We start from the raw sequence: 17,672 nt of genomic DNA, 5'->3' as shown, positions 1-17,672 counted from the left end.
ACAACGCACGCTTCCTCAAAAGCGAGCCGATTCGAAGTACTTACGTGTGTGCTCAGTGTCACGGAGCCCGCGGCTTTTCGGTGCATCTGGTTTAGCGACCTCGGCTGCGGCGTTTGGTGCAACGGCGACGGCTACCGCAGCGGGTGCGGCAGCAGCGGCCAGTCGCAGGAAACGGCGACGACTGTTTTCATGCTTTGGGTGGTCCATCGGACACCTCCACCTGAGTTAAGGGATCGGTTTGATCCCGCCTATTGAATCGCAAACGCATCGGCTTCCACCGCCATGAAGGCTCGCCCAAGGGAGCCCACCGGCGCGTAGAAAACCGCGGCCTGCGCTTGTTCCAAATCGGTGAAAAACAACTCCGCCCACTTGGCAAGGTGAGCGTCAAAGAAGGCTTTTTGCGAGCTCAGGTCGCTGTCGCAAGCGAACTCACCCGTGATGATGCCGGCCATGATTTCACACAGGGTGCCCATGTGGTCTTCCGGCTCTTTCACGCTCTCGTTCGCTTTGATGCCGCGCGCCATCAGGTCGGTGCGCAGCTCCGCCAGGGGGCGTTCGTTCAGGAAACCGGTGAGGTAATAGCTGGCGTAGGGCAGCAGCTCGCCGCGGCCAAGGCCAACGAACAGGTTGTTGTATTCCCGTTCGACATCGGCCGGCTTGGTGCGCTCGGCGAGGGCGGCCAGATTTTTCGAGGCAGAGCCTATCGGCGTGTCGTCACCGGTCAGGGAGGTAAGTCCCTGAAGCAGGTCGGCCGATGGCGGGTTGCCGAGCAGGACGCCCAGCAACTGATACATCTGCGCGCGCGCCCGATCTTCTTCGCAGATCGAGCGCGGGCACTGCGCTTCAGCAGTGTTGGTCACAACGTCTCTCTCATTCTGTTTTTTTGGAATTGTTTTACGTACTTTCTATAGACCCGTTTGGATCATCGCGCAAAGAAAAGTGAGACACTCATCTATTGCGTTGGTTCCCAAATGCTCAGTCGAATCGCATCCTCGGCCGGTATTTCGGTTCCGGCTGTGGTTCGGTGTCGGCAACCTGAGGCTCGGTTCGCACTTTTGCATCGAGCTCATCGGGCACATCGGGCACAGCAGCCTCGGCATGCTGGGCCGACCCCGGTTCCGGACGGTCGGCGGCAGCCGTAGCCTGTTCCGTGGCCGTGTCGTTTTTGCCAGCGTCCTGTTCTTGTCGGGCGGTTTTGTCGATCAGCCCTTTGCCCACCTGGTACAGCGTCTTCGCCCCTTTAACCCCGGGCGCGGCGTCGGTGAAGTCCTCGTCGTAGTCGTTGAGCCCATCGAGCACCGCCAACACCGGATTGGATTTCCACAGGGAGCGCAGGGCCTTTCGGCGCAGTAGTTCGGGAATTTCTTTGCCCATGAAGCCGGTAATGTCAGTGCCCATTTGGATGGTGTCCGGGTCGGGCAGGTTGTACTTCGCCAACACTTCCTGCTCGGGCAGGGCCTCGTTGATGGCCAGTTCCTGCGCCTCGGGCGCCGGTTCCGTGTCCACCACGGGCGGCGGAGTGGGCTCGACGTCTTTCCGGGCTTCGGTTTTCTTGCGCGACCAGCGCTGCCAGCGAGACTCGGTCATCAGTGCACCCTCGGTTTCCGGCTGTTCGAGGGGGCGCGGAACACGTCGCTTTCCTGGCTGATGCGGGCATCGCCTTTGCCGTCTTCAATCTGGTCAGTGCGGTGTTTGTCCCGGCGACGTTTCTTGAACGGCTCTTCGATGTAATGCAGGTCGACGAATTCCTTGATCCAGGCGGCCAGGGACTCGGGCACAGGGACTGGTTCAACGATGCTTTCGCCGCTGTCGAGCGCGCCCTGGGCCTCGAAGGCGCTGGCGGTAATGGCGCTGACAAACCAGCCGGAGGGGGATTTGCGGCTCTCGTCGCGGTCCATGATGATCCAGACCGACGGAACCGTCATGTTCAGGGAAACCAGATAGCCTTCGACGTCGGCGCGAAACAGCTCCATGGTCACGGTGGCGGCGTGATAGTCCACCACCTCGCCGTCACGCACCAGCTCTTTCCAGAAGGCGTCCGGGGCGCCTGGAATCACCGCGACCGGCTTCCAGACTTCTCGAGCCCAGCGGGTGACCCCGGGGGTGCGACGCACGACAGCACCGACTGGTAACTCGCGCTTCCAACTCTCAGTACGACTGCTCATGGCACTTCTCTAATTATTGTCTGTCAACGCTAGCAAGGGTCTTGCGTCTAGCCTATTAGCCCATTGTCCAATTAGAAAACTATGTGGCATGCTCGATTTTAGACCCTTCTACGTATACGTATAAAAACAACGAAAGAGTCACTCCAGATGAGAGAACCCAAGACGCTTCTGCTGTGCAGTTGCGACAAGACCCAATCCTTTGATGCCGAGGCCTTGAAAGCGGCGGCGGGTGCCGAACAGGTGATTCCGGTGGATCAGCTGTGCGGCCAGGATATGGCCGTTGCCGCGGAACACCTTAGTGGCAAGAGCGAAGTATTGATTGCCTGCGGCCAGCAGGCTGCGCTGTTTGAGCGGCTTCGGGAAGATGTGGAAGCCGAAATTCAGCACGCTGCCCCTCTGCATACCATCGATATACGAGACCGCGCGGGCTGGAGTTCGCCCAACGCCAACCCGGACCGCCTGCGTGCGAAACAGGCGGCGCTGCTGGCCGCGGCCCAGTTGCCGTCGCCCATGGCGCCGGTCAAGAGCATCCACTCCAACGGGGTGTGCTGCATTGTCGGCCCTACCGAACAGGCCATCCGCATGGCCGAGCTGGTGCAGGACGAACTCGGTGTCACCTGCGTAGTGAGCGATGCCGGTGTGATCCAGCTGCCCTCCGCCGGGTACGACCTGGCGCGCGGCCAGTTGACCTCGGCCCGAGGCGCGCTGGGCAATTTCACCCTGGAGTTTGCCCAGCTCCAGACCCTGAACCCGGCCGGTCGCGGCGAGCTCGGCTACGGCGCGGTGAAAGCCACCGCCCAGAGTGAGTGCGACATCTTCATCGACCTGCGCGGCGGCGAACCGGCCTTTCCCAGCCACCAGAAGCGCAATGGCTATTTCTGGGCCGATCCCAACAAGAGCGGGGAGCTGGAGCGCATTGCCGTCACCGCCCGGGACCGGGTCGGCGAGTTTGAAAAGACCGTGTACTTCCACCTGGAAACCTCCTTGTGCGCCCACTCCCGGGCCAACCAGACCGGCTGTACGCGCTGCCTCGATGTGTGCCCGACCGAGGCGATTTTCTCCGCCGGCGATTCCATCCAGATCGATTCGGACATCTGTGCCGGCTGCGGTTCCTGCGCGGCGGTGTGCCCGACCTCCGCGGTGACCATGAATGAAACCCCGTTCGAGGCGATCACCAAGGCCGCCGAGGTGATGGCCAAGGTGTATCGGGAGCAGATCCACGAGTCCCCGCGCCTGGTATTCCACACCCTGGGAGCCGGTGGTGATGCCATCGCCCATCTGGCCCGCTATGGCAATGGTCTGGCGGACGACCTGATTCCCCTGGGGCTGGAACATGTGGACCGGATCGGTCACGCCGAGCTGCTGGCGGCCCTGGGCGCCGGTTACGCCGAAGTGCTGATCCTGGCGGACAACGACACTGATCGCGAGGCGGTCGGCGCCGAGGTGGAATTGACCCGGGCCATGGTCGCCGGTGCCCATCACTCACCCACACGGGTTCGCATTATCAGTGCCGATGAGTTGGGCGCCGAAGGCGACAACGCCGGCCGGGTCAGTGAGCCGGTGCTGCTGGTGGGCGGCCGTCGCGACATCACCCGGGTGACCGTGGCTGCCATGGCGGATAAGGTGGACGCCCCCATCCCGCTGCCGGTCGGCGCCCCCTATGGCGCCATCGAAATCGATTCGGACAAGTGCACCCTGTGCCTGGCCTGTGTCTCATTGTGCCCGACCGGTGCCCTGACCGATCATCCGGACCGGCCGGAGGTGCAGTTCACCGAGAACGCCTGCGTCCAGTGTGGCGTGTGCGAAAGCACCTGCCCGGAAACGGCCATCACCCTGAAACCGCAGCTGGACCTCTCCAAGGACGCGCTCAGTGCCCGGACCCTGCACGGGGAGGAGCCGTTCGAATGCATCAGTTGTGGCAAGCCCTTCGGCGTGGCCAGCACCATCAATCGGATTGTGGAAAAGCTGGAGAATCAGCACTGGATGTACACCAAGACCGACAACGTGCAGCTCATCAAGATGTGCGACGACTGTCGGGTCAAAGCCCAGTTTCACGGTGACAATGCCCCCATGGCTGGCGGCGAGCGCCCACGGGTGCGCACCAGTGACGACTATCTGGACAGTTAACAGGCAACAGGACAACACATGGTTCAATACGTTGACGCCGGCAAGCCCAACATCATCGGTACCGATGCGCCCCGGCCACAGGACAAAAACCCCAAGGGCATTGACCGCATCATTGCCATCGCTTCCGGCAAGGGCGGCGTTGGCAAATCCACCGTGGCCTCCAACCTCGCGGTGGCCCTGGCCTCCAAGGGCCTGAAGGTAGGCCTGCTGGACGCCGACGTTTACGGCCCCAGCCAGCCGCGCATGCTCGGCGTGTCGGGCCGGCCGTCGAGCCCGGACGGCCACACCATCCTGCCCCTGCGCAACCACGGCGTGACCCTGATGTCCCTGGGCCTGATGACCACCGAGGACGAGGCCATCGTCTGGCGCGGGCCGATGTTGATGGGGGCCCTGGAACAGATGATGAACCAGGTCGACTGGGGCCGGCTCGACGTGCTGCTGGTGGACCTGCCGCCGGGTACCGGCGATGTCCAGATGACCCTGAGCCAGAAGTTTTTCGTGGCCGGCGCGGTGGTGGTGTCGACACCCCAGGACATCGCGCTGATGGACGCGCGCAAGGGCATCGACATGTTCAACCGCATGGAGGTGCCGCTGTTCGGCCTGATTGAGAACATGGCCTCGTTCATCTGCGACGGCTGCGGCAAGCAGCACCACCCCTTTGGCTCCGGCGGCGCCCGGGCCGAGGCGGAAAAACTGGGCGCGCCTTTCCTGGGCGAGATCCCGCTCGATCTGGACATCCGGGTCGGCTCCGACGGCGGCGTGCCGATCGTGGTGTCCAAACCGGACAGCCCCCAGGCACAGGCGTTCCAGCGCATCGCCGATGAGATCATGGCCTCCGACGTCTACGCCCGGGCGGTGCTATGACCCACTCGCCCCAGTTCCCGCCGCTGCTTACCGGGGAGGTCGTCGCCAGGCACACGGACCCGTTCGACAAGGCCGTCAGCCGCGCCATTGCCGGCGTGGATTCAGGCACCATCTTCTATTCCGAGGCCACGGACACCCTGTGCGCGGCCCTGGTGCTGGCGCCGGAGACGCCCCTGGAAGACGCCATCCAGGCGGTCTATGTGGCCCAGGTGGGCCTGGCCGAAAGCCTGGGCGCCCTGGCGCCGCCGGAGGTGCCGGTGCATTTTGTCTGGCCCGATCGCATCAAGGTCAACGGTGCGGTCTGCGGTCAGGTGCGTTTTGCCGCGGACGTGTCCGACCCCAAGGCCGAGCCCAACTGGTTGGTGATCGGCATTGAGGTGCCCTTCACCCACGCCGGCTCCGATCCCGGGGAGAACCCGAACCGCACCTGCCTGCACGAGGAAGGCTGTGTCGACATCACCCCCATGAGTCTGCTGGAAAGCTGGTCCAAGCACACGCTGCTATGGCTGACCTATTTCATGGACAGCGGATTCCAGCGGGTGCACGACGAATGGCGCCCGCGCTGCGACAGCCTGGGTGAAACCATCGAGGAACCCAAGCCGGGCGTGTTCGTGGGCCTGGATGAGAAAGGCCGGATGCTGTTGCGCCAGGGCGTGATGACCGAGGTGGTGAGTCTGACGGAGTTTGCCGAACACCGATAAAAAGCACCTATAACGAGCACTTGTGAAGGAAAACCTATGAAACTGGCCCGCACCTTGAGACTGGATGTGTCCGACGACAACGTGTTCGAGAACCCGGCCCCCAGCGGCGAATGGGCGATCTCCGGCGGCTTCGAATTTTCCAACTGGACCGAGGCCAACCTGAAGGGCAAGGCCAAGCAGGCGTTCAGCAACGGTTGGTACAGCATCGAATCGGGTGGGCGCGCCAGCTTTGTCGGCGTCTGCGACATCACCGAACCGGAGCTGGAGCAGCTGCGCCAGACCCTGGCCCGGACCTTCGTCGAGTGCTACGGCGCGCCGGACATCGACGCCGCCTACCCGGTGGCGTGCGAGGAAATCGACCAGATGCGCGGCATGTGTGAGGACTTCGAGGACAACACCCTGTTGATGGTCAGCCGCGCCCTGACCGAGCTGGGGGTGGAGGAAACCTACCGCTCCCGGGCGCCGCAGGACGCCTCGCTCGAGGCCTTTGCGGTGCACGGCAGCGTCGAGTGATTACAGGCCGAAACTGCCGTAGGGAATGAACCGCACCAAAGTGCCCGGCTCGATCTGCCGGGCGCTTTCATCCAGCTCCACCAGGCCGTCGGACCAGGCCAGGCCGGTCACTCGGCCGGAGCCTTCGGAACCAAATACCTCGACCTGACCGTCACGAACCCGGGCCCGCAGCATTTCGCTGCGTCCGGGTTTCTTGTTCTTGGCGAAGTTGGCGGGCAGCTCGTAGGCCTGGGGCTCGAACCATTCACCACCGGCCAGCAGGGCCATCGCCGGCGCGCCAAAGCGCAGGGCACAAACCCAGGCGGCGACCGGGTTGCCGGGCAGTCCCAGCACCGGGGTGCCGTTGAACATGGCCAGGGCCAGGGGGCGGCCCGGCTTGATGGCGATGCGCCAGTTGCTGATCTCGCCGTGGGCTTTCAGGGTCTTCGAGACGTGGTCTTCGTCTCCGGCGGAGACGCCACCACTGGTCAGGATCAGGTCACACTGGTCGGCCCCGCGCTCCAGTGCTGCTTTTACCTCCTCGGCCCGGTCCAGCACGTGGCCCAGGTCGACCAGTTCATAGCCCAGTTGGGTGACCAGCGCACTGAGCATCGGGCGGTTGGCGTCGTAGATCTGCCAGTCGGTGACCTTGGCCCCCACCGGTTTGACCTCGTCGCCGGTGGACAGCACGCCGACCCGCAGCCGCTGGAACACGTCCACCTCTGCCACGCCGACGCTGGCCAGCACGGAAATCTGGGTGGGCGTAATCCGCGTGCCCGCGGTCAGGATTTTATTCCGGGCCTGGATGTCTTCGCCGGCCTTGCGCCGGTTGGCGCCCGCTTTCAGGGTGCCCTGCAGATGCAGTTCCTGGCCGACCACCTCGCAGTCTTCCTCCAGCACCACGGTGTCGGTGCCGGCGGGCATCACCGCACCGGTAAGAATGCGGATGGCGTGGCCTGCGGGCACGTTGCCGGTGTAGGGCTCGCCGGCAGCGCTGCGGCCGTCCACCAGGGGCAGGGCGCAGGGCACGTCAGTGACGGGGCCGGCCAGGGCGTATCCGTCCACCGCGGAATTGCTGCTGGGTGGATGGGCCCGGGGCGCGACGACGTCGCTGGCCAGGATGCGGCCGTTGGCCTCGTGCAGCGGCACTGCCGTGTCCACGCCCACCACCGGGTGCAGCCGCGACCGCAACCGTTCGAGGGCTTCCGGCACCGGTGTCCAATTCACCCCGGGCGGCAGGGCGAAACAGTCATTGCGCAGTGGCTTGGCCTTGTGGTCGCTCATGCGTCTTCCCTGTGTTGCTGGGTCGCCGGGGCAGCCGCCTGACTCAGGACGAAGTCGGCGATGCCGGCGATGTCGTTGGGATCAAAGACCGGGCCGTTAAAGTCTGGCGCATAGTCGGCGGCCACGGCAATGATGCCGTCGTCCTTCAAAAACAGTGGTGCCCGGGGGCTGTCTTGCCGGTGCACCTCGATCTTGGGGTGGTTGTGGGTCTTGAAGCCTTCCACCACTACCCAGTCGCAGGGACCGAAGCGGGCCAGCAGCTCCTCCATGGTGGGCTCTTTGGCGCCGCGCAACTCGTGCATGATGGCGAAGCGCTGGCCCCCGGCCAGGATCACTTCCTGGGCGCCGGCTTCCCGGTGCTGGTAGCTGTCGGTGCCGGGCTGGTCCACGTCCACGCCGTGGTGGGCGTGCTTGATCGAATTCACCGTCAGGCCCCGGGCGCTGAGCTCGCGGATCAGGGCGCTCGCCAGGGTGGTTTTGCCCGAGTTTTTCCAGCCCACAATGCCAATCACGTTCACGTTAGGTGCTGCTCCGCCCACGCCAGGTCTTCCGGTGTGTTGATGTTGAAAAAGTCGTCCGGCCCGAACACCACCAGGGATTCGCCCTGAGCCTGGGTCCACTGCCGGATCTTGCGCACGCCGTCGTTCAGGGCCGCACGTAAATCGTCCCGCAACGCCACCCGCCAGCGACCAAAGGTCGGCTGGGGCAGACGACCGCGGTCCGGGTCCGGCGTCGCCGCCAACACCACGGGGGTGTCGCCTTCGGCCAGGCGCTCGGCCAGGTCCAGCGGGAACGACGGGGTATCGGCCGCCACGCTGATCAGCCAGTCGTGCCCCTGTTCGGCGGCCCAGTCCATACCGGCAAGCACACCGGCCAGGGGGCCCGGATAGTTCGGGATGGAGTCGGCCACCACCGGCAGGCCCAGATCGTCAAATCGGCTCGGGTCGCCGTTGGCGTTCAGCACCATCGCGTCCACCTGGGGGCTGATGCGCTCAATCACCCGTTCGATCAGGGACTGTTCGCCCAGCATCAGCCGCCCCTTGTCGCCCCCGCCCATGCGGTTGGCCTGGCCCCCGGCCAGAATCACGGCGCACGTTGTCATGTCTGTTGTCCGATCGTCATGGCATGTTCCATCGTCATGGCTGGCGGCCCTCAATCTCGGCTGGCGCCTTTGCGGCGCATTTTCTTGTCCTCATCCGGCACCTGGGACAGGTCCTGGTCGTACACCAGACGATGCTGGCCGCTGAGGCAGGTGAACTTCTTGCCACGCATGCGCCCAATCAGGGTCAGCCCCACCTCGCGGGCGATGTCCACGCCCCAGGCGGTAAACCCGGAGCGGCTGATCAGGGTAGGAATGCCCATGAGCGCGGTCTTGATCACCATCTCCGAGGTCAGCCGGCCGGTGGTGTAGAGCACCTTGTCCGCCGCCGGGATGTTGTTCAGGTGCATCCAGCCGGCAATCTTGTCCACCGCGTTATGGCGCCCCACATCCTCCATGTAGGCCAGGATCTCGCGGCCCTGGCACAGGGCGGTGCCGTGGATGGCGCCGGTTTCCATATACAGGCTGGGGGTGTGGTTGATCTGGTACGACAGGTCGTAAAAGCTGCTGGTCGGCACCGGGGTGTCCGGCAGGCTCAGGCCCTCAAGGCCGGCCATCATGTCCCCGAACACCGTGCCCACGGCGCAGCCGGAGGTGCGGGTTTTCTTCTGCAGCTTGTCTTCGACGTCGGTGCTGCCCTCGGTGCGCACCACCGCCACCTCCAGCTCCTCGTCGAAATCGATCTTGGTGACCTTGTCCGTGTCCCGCAGCATGCCCTGGTTCAACAGGAAGCCCAGGGCCAGGTATTCCGGGTAGTCGCCAATGGTCATGGCAGTGACGATTTCCTGGCTGTTCAGGTAGATGGTCAGCGGCCGTTCCTCGATCACGCGGATCGACTTTGGTTGCCCGGTTTCATCCACGCCCTCCACGGGGCGCGATAGCCGGGGATCGGTCGGATTGGGAAGCAGAGGTTCGGTGGTCATTTTTTGTTATGGCTCGTATCGGGTTGGTTCGAATCAATGTCTGAGATCAGGATACCTGCGTTGGATTACGCTCACGGGCAGTAATCGTATCTGTCTGGCCTAGTCGGCGTTCGGGAAGAATAGCTGCTTGCCATCCACCCGGTAGTCGGCAATCGCGGCCTGTCCGGTATCGGACAGCAGCCACCGGGTGAAGGTTTCCGCGCCGTCCCGGTTGACGCTCGGGCACCGGTCTTTGCTAACCGGAATCACGCCGTACTGATTGAACAGGGTCGGGTCGCCTTCGAAGAGGATGGTGGCGTCCTGCTTGTTGGCAAAGGTGATCCAGGTGGCCCTGTCGGTCAACACGTAGGCGTTGAGTCCGACCCCGGTATTCAGGGTCGCGCCCATGCCGCTGCCGGTCTCAAGGTACCATTGCCCAGACCCCTGCACCGGATCTATGCCGGCCTCCTGCCACAGGGCGAGTTCTTTCTTGTGCGTGCCGGAGTCATCGCCCCGGGAGGCGAATTTGGCGTCGGCCTGCTTGATCCTGAGCAGGGCGTCGATGGCATCGCGGGCGCCGCTCACCTGGGCCGGGTCGTCTGCCGGCCCGACGATGACAAAGTCGTTGTACATCAGATCATGACGGTAGTCGCCGTAGCCCTCGGCGACGAATTTTTCCTCGGCAGCCTTGGCGTGTACCAGCAGCACATCGCCGTCACAGCGCATGGCGTTCTTGATCGCCTGGCCGGTACCCACGGCGACCACATTCACCCGGAGCCCGGTATCTTGCTGCAGGATCGGCAGCAGGTAATCGTACAGGCCGCTGTTCTTGGTGGAGGTGGTGGACTGGACGATGATGGTGTCGGCCAGGGTCGGCGTGCTCAGCGCCAGGGCCAGGGTTACTGCCAGGTGTTTCATCATTATTGTTGTCCTTTAAAACAGAATTTCACCGGCGAGGTAGGCCTGAGCCACCGGCGTTTGTGGCGCGGAAAAGAATTGCTCCGCCGGACTCTGTTCGGCCACCCGTCCGTTCGATATAAATACGATCTCATCCGCCATCCGTCGAGCCTGACTTTGGTCGTGGCTGACCAGGATCACCTTGGTGCCCTGGGCGCTCTGGGCTTTGACCAGGGATTCGATCAGCAGTACCGACGCCGGGTCCAGGCTCGCGGTGGCCTCATCCAGCAGCAGCAGATCCGGTTTGCTCAACAGGGCCCGGGCCAGGGCCAGCCGCTGCTGCTCGCCACCGGACAGCATCCGCGCGGGCTGGTCGGCCCGGTCGCCCAGATTGACCGATGCCAGGGCCTCGAACAGACGCTGGGGTGTCTTTTTCGCGAGCTCGGGCGCGGCAAAGGCCAGGTTCTGCAGCGCTGTCCGCCGCAGCAGTACCGGTTGCTGGAACACCATGGCCTGGCGGGAGCGGCTGCCGGAAACAGTCAGCGGCCCCAGGGTAATACGGCCCCGGTCGGGACTGATCAGGCCGTGCAGGCAGCGCAGCAACAGGCTCTTGCCGGCGCCGTTCGGGCCCATGATGACGGTGACGCCGGGATGGTCAATGGTCAGGTTGACCCCATCGAGCAGTGCCCGTTCGCCCTTGACCAGGCGCAGGTCGTTCATGCGTATGGGGGTGAGGGAGTTAGGCATACTGACGCTTCGCTGCGAATTCCCGGACCCCGATCACCAGAGCGTTGACCAGCAGGGACAGGGTGAGCAAGACCGCGCCCAACGCCAGCGCCAGGGTCAGGTTGCCCTTGGACGTTTCCAGGGCAATGGCGGTGGTCATGACCCGGGTCAGGTGATCGATGTTGCCGCCCACGATGATGACCGCGCCCACCTCGGCGATGGCCCGGCCGAACCCGGCCAGGATGCAGGTGGTCAGGGCGTAGCGGGCGTCCACCAGATAGGCGACCACGGCGCGTCGGCCGGTCACGCCCATGGAATGGAAAGTGTCCCGGTACTCCTGGTTCAGGTTCTCGATGACCTGATGTGACAGGGCCGCGATGATCGGGGTGATCAGTACCACCTGGGCGATGATCATGGCAGTCGGGGTGTACAGCAGCCCCATCCAGCCCAGCGGGCCCGAGCGCGACAGCAGCAGGTACACCATCAGACCCACCACCACCGGGGGCATGCCCATCAGCGCGTTGATCAGCAGGATGCAGAACTTCCGGCCCGGAAATTTGCTGATCGCCAGCCAGGTGCCCAGGGGCAGGCCGATGACGGCGGAGACGACCAGGGCAATCAGGCTGACCCGGATGGACAGCCAGAGGATCTCGAACAGATCCGCGTCCAGGGTGATGATCAGACGAAAGGCTTCAGCCAGTGAATCCATTTATGGGGCAGAGTCCTGCAGGGATGAAACGTCGATTGAACCTTCTTTGTTACAGATTCTCAAGGGCTTCGGGCGGACTCAGAAGGTAAAGGCCCGTTGCCGCGGGGGTAGAGTTAGCTTAGGCCTCACGGAGAACGACTGCTTGGTGGATGTTTTGGATTGGTAGTGGTTTGGCGTTCGCTACTGGCGATGGCTCGTCAGTGACAAGGTGGCGATGTTCTTTCCCGTGGCCTGAGTTGTAGCCGATGGAATGGCGTCGCGAATGGTCCTGTTATTGTCAGTGGTTTTACTACTGAATCCGGCGATCAGTAAGGCAGCCAGAGTCGCGGTAAGTACCAGTCGGGAATTCAAGGTGTCGCTTTTTCTGTGTTTTGACATGGGACTAAACCCCTTGATTTTTATTAGTCTTTTCATGAACAGCCGATGCTTTTCGCTTCTCAAAAAATGAAGAGGCTTCTCGGAAGGAATTCAGGATCGGTGCGTCGATGTTGTCTTACACGGAGTTTCGCCTAAATGGTTCAAACTTAATGATGGGGCTGGAGGTCTCAGCGGTTCTGAGTTGGTGATTTTGATGCCGACAATGAGGGAGATTTCGTCAGGACGTTAAAAACTGTAATTTTTAGGATTGCTATCTAAAGGATCGACTGCGGATCAAGTACCATTGATGTTCGGCGAACAAACCAGTTTTGAACACTGCGCGCCTTCATGGGCTGTAAGTGATACACCACAACAAGAACAGACACAGCTCATGAATAGCCTCCGCTTTGTTGATACCACCACGCCGACCGAACTTGCGTTTGTCGGCGAATATTCCCTGCCTCTGGTTGCACTATCGGTCCTGATTGCTTCACTGGCTGCTTTCGCCGGTATTTGTCACCTTGATCTTATGCGGGACACCCAAACCAAGCGAGTGCGAGTTAGGTGGCACGTCAGTGGGGCTTTGGCACTGGGCGTTGGTGTCTGGACGATGCATTTCATCGGGATGGTGGCGTTCAAGTTACCTATCGAAGTGCGGTTTGACCCGGTTTGGACTCTGATTTCTGTAGTGCCTGCGATCGCTGCGGGCTTCATGGCCTTGAACGTCCTTAAGGCACCCACGCCGACTTCGCTAGGCATAGCCTGTGGGGGACTTCTGATGGGGGGCGGGATTGCGCTCATGCACTACGTCGGTATGAGTGCCATGATGGTTGAGGCTCAAATGTATTACACCCCAGGCCTTTTTGCCCTCTCGATCTCCGTCGGTGTCATCATGGCAGGGGTGGCGCTGGCGGTCCCGCGATTCGTCCTGCAGAAACGGGGGATCGATACCTCTCGAGAAACCCCGCTGCTCCCAAAGCTTATCAGTGCCATATCGATGGGGATTGCCATTTCCAGTCTGCATTACGTAGCTATGGCGGCAACTGTGTTCGTGCCGGAAGAACCTGAACGTCTGTTAACGGGGACGGCTACCTTTGGTGAACCTTTGATCCTCAGCATTGTGGCGCTTGGCTGTGTGCTGATACTTCTGATGTCCACCGGTGTCGTGCTACTGCGATCCAGAATAATGGCGTCAGACGATCGCGCGGCACGGTCTGCCCAAAAAGCAAAGCAGCTTGAGGATCGCTTCGAAAAACTGGTTTCGAGGTTGCCGGGCATGGTCTACCAGTTGCAAGTCGGGCCTGACGGCCGGATATGCATGCCTTATGCAAGCGACGCTATTCTCTCGGTCTATGGAATGACTGCGGAAGATGTAAAACATGACGCCAAAAAACTCTTGCAGGTAATCCATCCTGAGGATGTAGAAGGTTTGTTGGCGTCGATCAGGGAATCGGCGGCAAAGCTCAGCGTTTGGCGCCACGAATATAGAGTATGTCTGAATGGCAATGAGCTCTGGCTCGATGGCAACGCAATACCTGATTTATTGCCCGACGGGACGATGCTGTGGAGTGGTTTCATTACCGACATCAGCGAAAAAAAGCGCGCGGAAGCCCGAATCCACGAATTGGCTTTTTACGACGATTTGACCGGTTTACCGAACCGTCGTCTTTGCGAGGATCGAATCGAACAGGCTCTGGCGAATTCTCGTCGAAACGGTATGTATGGCGGCATCATTTTCATGGACCTGGACGATTTCAAGAGCCTCAACGATACCCTGGGTCATTCGTTTGGCGATGAACTGCTCCGGAAGCTGGCGGGCATTCTCATTCAGAATTTTCGAGAGACGGATACGGTGGCGCGTTTGGGCGGGGACGAGTTTGTCATTGTCGTTAATCACTTGGGCAGTGATGAAGACGCTGCGGCTCGCCACGCAGAAAGCATGGCTGAGGATCTGCTCGAGTTACTGCGTGATCCGATCAACCTGAACGGACACCAATACAAGTGTGAAACGAGTGTTGGTATCACGCTTTTTTGCGGGGACACGGAATCTCGTGAGGAGCTGCTGAAACGAGCGGACACCGCCATGTACGAAGCCAAAGCGGCGGGGCGAAGTGTTATTCGTTTTTACGATCCAAACACCCAGTCTATTCTTGCGCAACGATTTCGACTGGAAGTGGAGCTCCGGCATGCATTGGAACGGGAGGAGTTTTCTCTGGCTTTCCAGAAGCAGGTCGGTTTGAAGGGGCAGTGTGTTGGGGTTGAGGCCTTGTTGCGCTGGAATCATCCGGTCAGGGGGGAAGTTCCGCCGTCACAGTTCATACCGATTGCAGAAGACAACGGATTGATCGTTGAAATAGGTGATTGGGTTCTTGCTTCAGCATGCCGTCAACTTGCCCTCTGGGAGGGGCGCTCGCAGGCAGGAAAGATCACGGTATCGGTCAACGTGAGTTCGCGCCAATTTCATCAGGCTGACTTTGTTGAAAAAGTTGTCCGTATTGTAGATGAGTCAGGCATTAGGCCGGCCGGGCTGTGCCTGGAAATAACCGAATCCATGGTGTTGTCGGATCTTGATGACACGCTGCGTAAGATGATGGCGCTTCGGGCCCATGGGATTCAGATTGCCATGGACGATTTTGGTACTGGTTTTTCCTCGATGGCGTACCTATCGCGATTGCCTTTCGATGAAGTCAAGATTGACAAGTCCTTCGTGCAGCAAAGTGGGGAACACGCCTCGGGCAATGCGTGGATCATCATTGAAACGATTATCAATATGGCGCATAACCTTGGTATGCGGGTGGTGGCAGAGGGCATTGAAACGTCCCAGCAGCATGAGTTCCTGACGAACCTGGGTTGTGATCGTTTCCAGGGATTCCACCTTGGACGCCCAGGGAATGTTCAAGCTCTCGAACAATCCCTGGACGTAGCCTTGGCCACAGATTAGGCGGTTGTCCGTGAGACCAGGCCTCGAACAACACTGTGAGGCGCAACTAGCGGGCGCGGACCCAAATCACCGGTTGGTCACGTTTTGGGCAATAATATCCCTCAACTGTTTCAGCCGCAGTGGTTTGGTGTAGTAGTCGTCCATGCCAGCGGTCAGACACTGGCGGCGGAAGCTTTCGCTGGCGTTGGCGGTGACGGCAATGATTGGGGTATCCAGATTGGCGGCCGCTTTCTGTCGGATTTCCCGGGTGGCCTCGATGCCATCCATGATCGGCATCTGGCAGTCCATGATGATCAGGTCCCAGGCTTCGTTCATGGCCGCTTCCACTGCCTCGTGACCGTTTTGCACGCCCTCTGATTCCACGCCGATCCGTTCCAGCTGTTTGCGAATGATCATCCGGTTGGCGGCGTCGTCTTCCACCACCAGGATTCTCGGCGCCGGGTTAAAGGACTCCGCGCGCTCCGAGCTTGGCTCATCGGTGCCAGCCTGGTGAACGTCGCCGTAGGGGACCGTGACTTCCAGGGTGGTGCCGCGGCTCGAGGACTCGACGAGCTGGACTTGGCCACCCAGGGCGCTAACCAGTGAGCTGGCCAGGGGCAGGCCAAGGCCGACGCCGCCATAACGACGGGTAAGGCCGGCCTCGCCCTGTATGAAGGCCTGGAACACCTTCTCCCGCTGGTCCTCCGGAATGCCCGGTCCGGTGTCCGTAACCAGGATCCGCAACGCCGAGTCGTCCGGCTGCACAGAGCCCTGAACCAGCACCTGGCCTCCGGCGGGGGTGAACTTCACGGCGTTGTCGATGAGCTGGTACAGCACCTTCTCCAGCATAAGGCCGTCCATGGAGACCTTGGCCGGCACCTCGTCGTGCAGGCGGAAGGTCAGCGACACTGGCTTGGCCATCGCCGCCTCCCTGAATTCGCTGTCGAGCAGGTCAAACAGGGACTGTGGCTCAAACACCTGGGGTGAGCTGAGCAGCTTCTCACCCTGGGCGTCGACGAAATCCAGAATGCCGCCGACCTGCCGGGTTACGCGCAGGTTGGCCCGCTCTATCTGCTGGAAGGCTTCGCTTTGTTCGCCATTGAGCGGTGCTTCCCGCAGCAGGTCCAGCTGGCCCTGGATGGTGTGCAGAGGCGTGCGCAGCTCGTGGCTGACCGCATTGAGAAAGTCGTCCTTGATGCGGTTGCTGCGCTCGAGGGCTTTCCGGGCGTTTTCGCTGACCCTGATCTGGCGGGCCTGGAGCGCGTCCCGTTCATCCCGCAAGATGGTGATGCGGGAGGCCAGCGCCAGGGAGAACAGTGCCATTTCCCATGACAGCGCCGCCGGGACGAAGTACGAGGCCCAGTTGGTGGGCTCAATCAACGACGCATACTCGAAACTGGTCAGGACAATGGCCGCCAGATAGGGGATCCAACCGACCAGGAAGTACCGGGCCGGTCGATAGCCGTTTTTCGCCAACGGGCAGGCCAGGATCAGCGCCCCCAAATATACCGTGTAGCCTATAGCCATCCAGCCGGCCAGCAGGACGTTGAAGGTCAGCAGTGGGGCCGTGAACAGCCAGGCAATGCCGCACGCGGAGAGCCCATAGGCAATCTTGTGGATGCGTGGGTAATGCTTTCGGGTGTCCAGCAGTCGCTGGAAGAGAAAGACATGAAGAATCAACGAGCCCAGGCCGGCGACAAACCCGATCTTGGGGGAGAAGTCGGTGACATCGAGGAAATACACCTGGACGTTCGTCAGCAGCGCAGAGTAGGCCAGGGTCGCCAGGGACGCCGCGACGTAGATCAGGTAGACCTTGTCACCCACGCTGAAATACAGGAACAGGTTGTAGACCGCCATGATGACAATGATGGCGAGCAGGGCAAAGGCCAGCATGGTATGAAAGGTCAGTTCACCAACCAGCTCGCGGTCATCCAGCAGGTAAAAGAAGGTGTTGATGTGCATGTGCGGCTCGATCCGAATGTGGACCGTGTGCTCGTCGACTTGCGGATCCAGTGCCACCGTGTCCAGGGGGATGGCCAGGAAGTGGTGCGGCACGGGCCGCCGTTCCGGGTGGCTCCAATAGGTCACCGGCTCCGCGGTGGTCGCCTCACCATCAATGTAGACGTGCACGTTCTGGGCGTAGGGGTGCAGCAGCAGCCACGGCTTGCTGGTAAGTTCGGAACGCGTCAGCTCGGTGCGCAACCAGATGAACTGCCTCTGGTCCTGCGCCCTGAAGGAAGTCGTGCTCAGCGGTACCCAGCCGTCCCGCGCCTGGGCCGGACGGGTTGAACGATCCCAATCACCCTCGAAGACCTCCATTCGGGCTTCCAGATCCAGAAAGCCCGATGCATCGTCGGCCGCGAATGCGGGTGCCGACAACAAAAGGAAAACGAAAACGAGCAGTGCGCGGAGCCTTGGGGCGCTCCAAT

The 17,672-nt window shown here is 61.6% G+C and carries 17 protein-coding genes; 5 read left to right on the top strand and 12 right to left on the bottom strand.

Features of this window, described 5'->3' with window-relative positions:
- Positions 1 to 15: 15 nt before the first annotated feature.
- The 4 genes from U5822_RS04165 to U5822_RS04150 all read right to left on the bottom strand — a co-directional run bounded on the left by U5822_RS04165 (position 16) and on the right by U5822_RS04150 (position 2,165).
- Positions 16 to 207 carry a ubiquinol-cytochrome c reductase iron-sulfur subunit N-terminal domain-containing protein gene (locus U5822_RS04165; protein WP_322854365.1) on the bottom strand — a complete coding sequence of 64 codons (192 nt, stop codon included), beginning with the start codon at positions 205 to 207 and terminating at the stop codon, positions 16 to 18.
- A gap of 41 nt (positions 208 to 248) precedes the next feature.
- Positions 249 to 860: a TorD/DmsD family molecular chaperone gene (locus U5822_RS04160; protein WP_322854364.1), complete on the bottom strand. Its 612-nt coding sequence runs from the start codon at positions 858 to 860 to the stop codon at positions 249 to 251.
- 115 nt (positions 861 to 975) lie between these two features.
- On the bottom strand, positions 976 to 1,587 hold the full coding sequence (locus U5822_RS04155) for a DUF3306 domain-containing protein (protein WP_322854363.1): 612 nt from the start codon (positions 1,585 to 1,587) through the stop codon (positions 976 to 978).
- Positions 1,587 to 2,165: a DUF3305 domain-containing protein gene (locus U5822_RS04150; protein ID WP_322854362.1), complete on the bottom strand. Its 579-nt coding sequence runs from the start codon at positions 2,163 to 2,165 to the stop codon at positions 1,587 to 1,589. Before U5822_RS04150 ends, U5822_RS04155 begins: the two co-directional genes overlap by 1 nt.
- Before the next feature lie 147 nt (positions 2,166 to 2,312).
- Between U5822_RS04150 and U5822_RS04145 the strand changes: the two genes are divergently transcribed.
- The 4 genes from U5822_RS04145 to U5822_RS04130 are packed head-to-tail and all read left to right on the top strand — an operon-like array spanning position 2,313 to position 6,370.
- Positions 2,313 to 4,292, top strand: a complete 1,980-nt coding sequence (locus U5822_RS04145; protein ID WP_322854361.1) for a 4Fe-4S binding protein — start codon at positions 2,313 to 2,315, stop codon at positions 4,290 to 4,292.
- A gap of 18 nt (positions 4,293 to 4,310) precedes the next feature.
- Positions 4,311 to 5,156, top strand: a complete 846-nt coding sequence (locus tag U5822_RS04140) for an Mrp/NBP35 family ATP-binding protein (RefSeq protein WP_322854360.1) — start codon at positions 4,311 to 4,313, stop codon at positions 5,154 to 5,156.
- Positions 5,153 to 5,857, top strand: coding sequence for a biotin/lipoate--protein ligase family protein (locus U5822_RS04135; RefSeq protein WP_322854359.1), 705 nt, complete (start codon positions 5,153 to 5,155; stop codon positions 5,855 to 5,857). Before U5822_RS04140 ends, U5822_RS04135 begins: the two co-directional genes overlap by 4 nt.
- A gap of 36 nt (positions 5,858 to 5,893) precedes the next feature.
- Positions 5,894 to 6,370 carry a DUF6505 family protein gene (locus U5822_RS04130; protein WP_322854358.1) on the top strand — a complete coding sequence of 159 codons (477 nt, stop codon included), beginning with the start codon at positions 5,894 to 5,896 and terminating at the stop codon, positions 6,368 to 6,370.
- On the opposite strand, the gene U5822_RS04125 is transcribed toward U5822_RS04130, so the two are convergent.
- From U5822_RS04125 to U5822_RS04095, 7 genes are all read right to left on the bottom strand, one after another.
- Complete coding sequence (locus U5822_RS04125) at positions 6,371 to 7,633, bottom strand: molybdopterin-binding protein (protein WP_322854357.1); 1,263 nt, start codon at positions 7,631 to 7,633, stop codon at positions 6,371 to 6,373. It lies immediately after the preceding gene.
- On the bottom strand, positions 7,630 to 8,151 hold the full coding sequence (mobB, locus tag U5822_RS04120) for a molybdopterin-guanine dinucleotide biosynthesis protein B (protein ID WP_322854356.1): 522 nt from the start codon (positions 8,149 to 8,151) through the stop codon (positions 7,630 to 7,632). Before mobB ends, U5822_RS04125 begins: the two co-directional genes overlap by 4 nt.
- Positions 8,148 to 8,735: a molybdenum cofactor guanylyltransferase MobA gene (gene mobA, locus U5822_RS04115; RefSeq protein ID WP_322854355.1), complete on the bottom strand. Its 588-nt coding sequence runs from the start codon at positions 8,733 to 8,735 to the stop codon at positions 8,148 to 8,150. Before mobA ends, mobB begins: the two co-directional genes overlap by 4 nt.
- A gap of 50 nt (positions 8,736 to 8,785) precedes the next feature.
- On the bottom strand, positions 8,786 to 9,655 hold the full coding sequence (fdhD, locus tag U5822_RS04110; RefSeq protein WP_322854354.1) for a formate dehydrogenase accessory sulfurtransferase FdhD: 870 nt from the start codon (positions 9,653 to 9,655) through the stop codon (positions 8,786 to 8,788).
- Between the two features lie 99 nt (positions 9,656 to 9,754).
- Positions 9,755 to 10,555: an ABC transporter substrate-binding protein gene (locus tag U5822_RS04105; RefSeq protein ID WP_322854353.1), complete on the bottom strand. Its 801-nt coding sequence runs from the start codon at positions 10,553 to 10,555 to the stop codon at positions 9,755 to 9,757.
- Between the two features lie 12 nt (positions 10,556 to 10,567).
- On the bottom strand, positions 10,568 to 11,278 hold the full coding sequence (locus U5822_RS04100; RefSeq protein WP_322854352.1) for an ATP-binding cassette domain-containing protein: 711 nt from the start codon (positions 11,276 to 11,278) through the stop codon (positions 10,568 to 10,570).
- On the bottom strand, positions 11,271 to 11,966 hold the full coding sequence (locus U5822_RS04095; protein WP_322854351.1) for an ABC transporter permease: 696 nt from the start codon (positions 11,964 to 11,966) through the stop codon (positions 11,271 to 11,273). Before U5822_RS04095 ends, U5822_RS04100 begins: the two co-directional genes overlap by 8 nt.
- Positions 11,967 to 12,630: 664 nt before the next feature.
- Here U5822_RS04095 and U5822_RS04090 point away from each other — a divergent pair.
- Complete coding sequence (locus U5822_RS04090; RefSeq protein ID WP_322854350.1) at positions 12,631 to 15,264, top strand: bifunctional diguanylate cyclase/phosphodiesterase; 2,634 nt, start codon at positions 12,631 to 12,633, stop codon at positions 15,262 to 15,264.
- A 66-nt stretch (positions 15,265 to 15,330) separates the two neighbouring features.
- Here the strand turns inward: U5822_RS04090 and U5822_RS04085 are convergent, their stop codons facing one another.
- Positions 15,331 to 17,622, bottom strand: coding sequence for a 7TM diverse intracellular signaling domain-containing protein (locus U5822_RS04085; protein WP_322854349.1), 2,292 nt, complete (start codon positions 17,620 to 17,622; stop codon positions 15,331 to 15,333).
- Between the last annotated feature and the right edge of the window lie 50 nt (positions 17,623 to 17,672).

It is taken from the genome of Marinobacter qingdaonensis (assembly GCF_034555935.1).
Classification (GTDB): Bacteria; Pseudomonadota; Gammaproteobacteria; order Pseudomonadales; family Oleiphilaceae; genus Marinobacter; species Marinobacter qingdaonensis.
The sequence above is the reverse complement of the archived record's forward strand: the minus strand, read 5'-3'. Positions and strand labels throughout refer to the sequence as shown.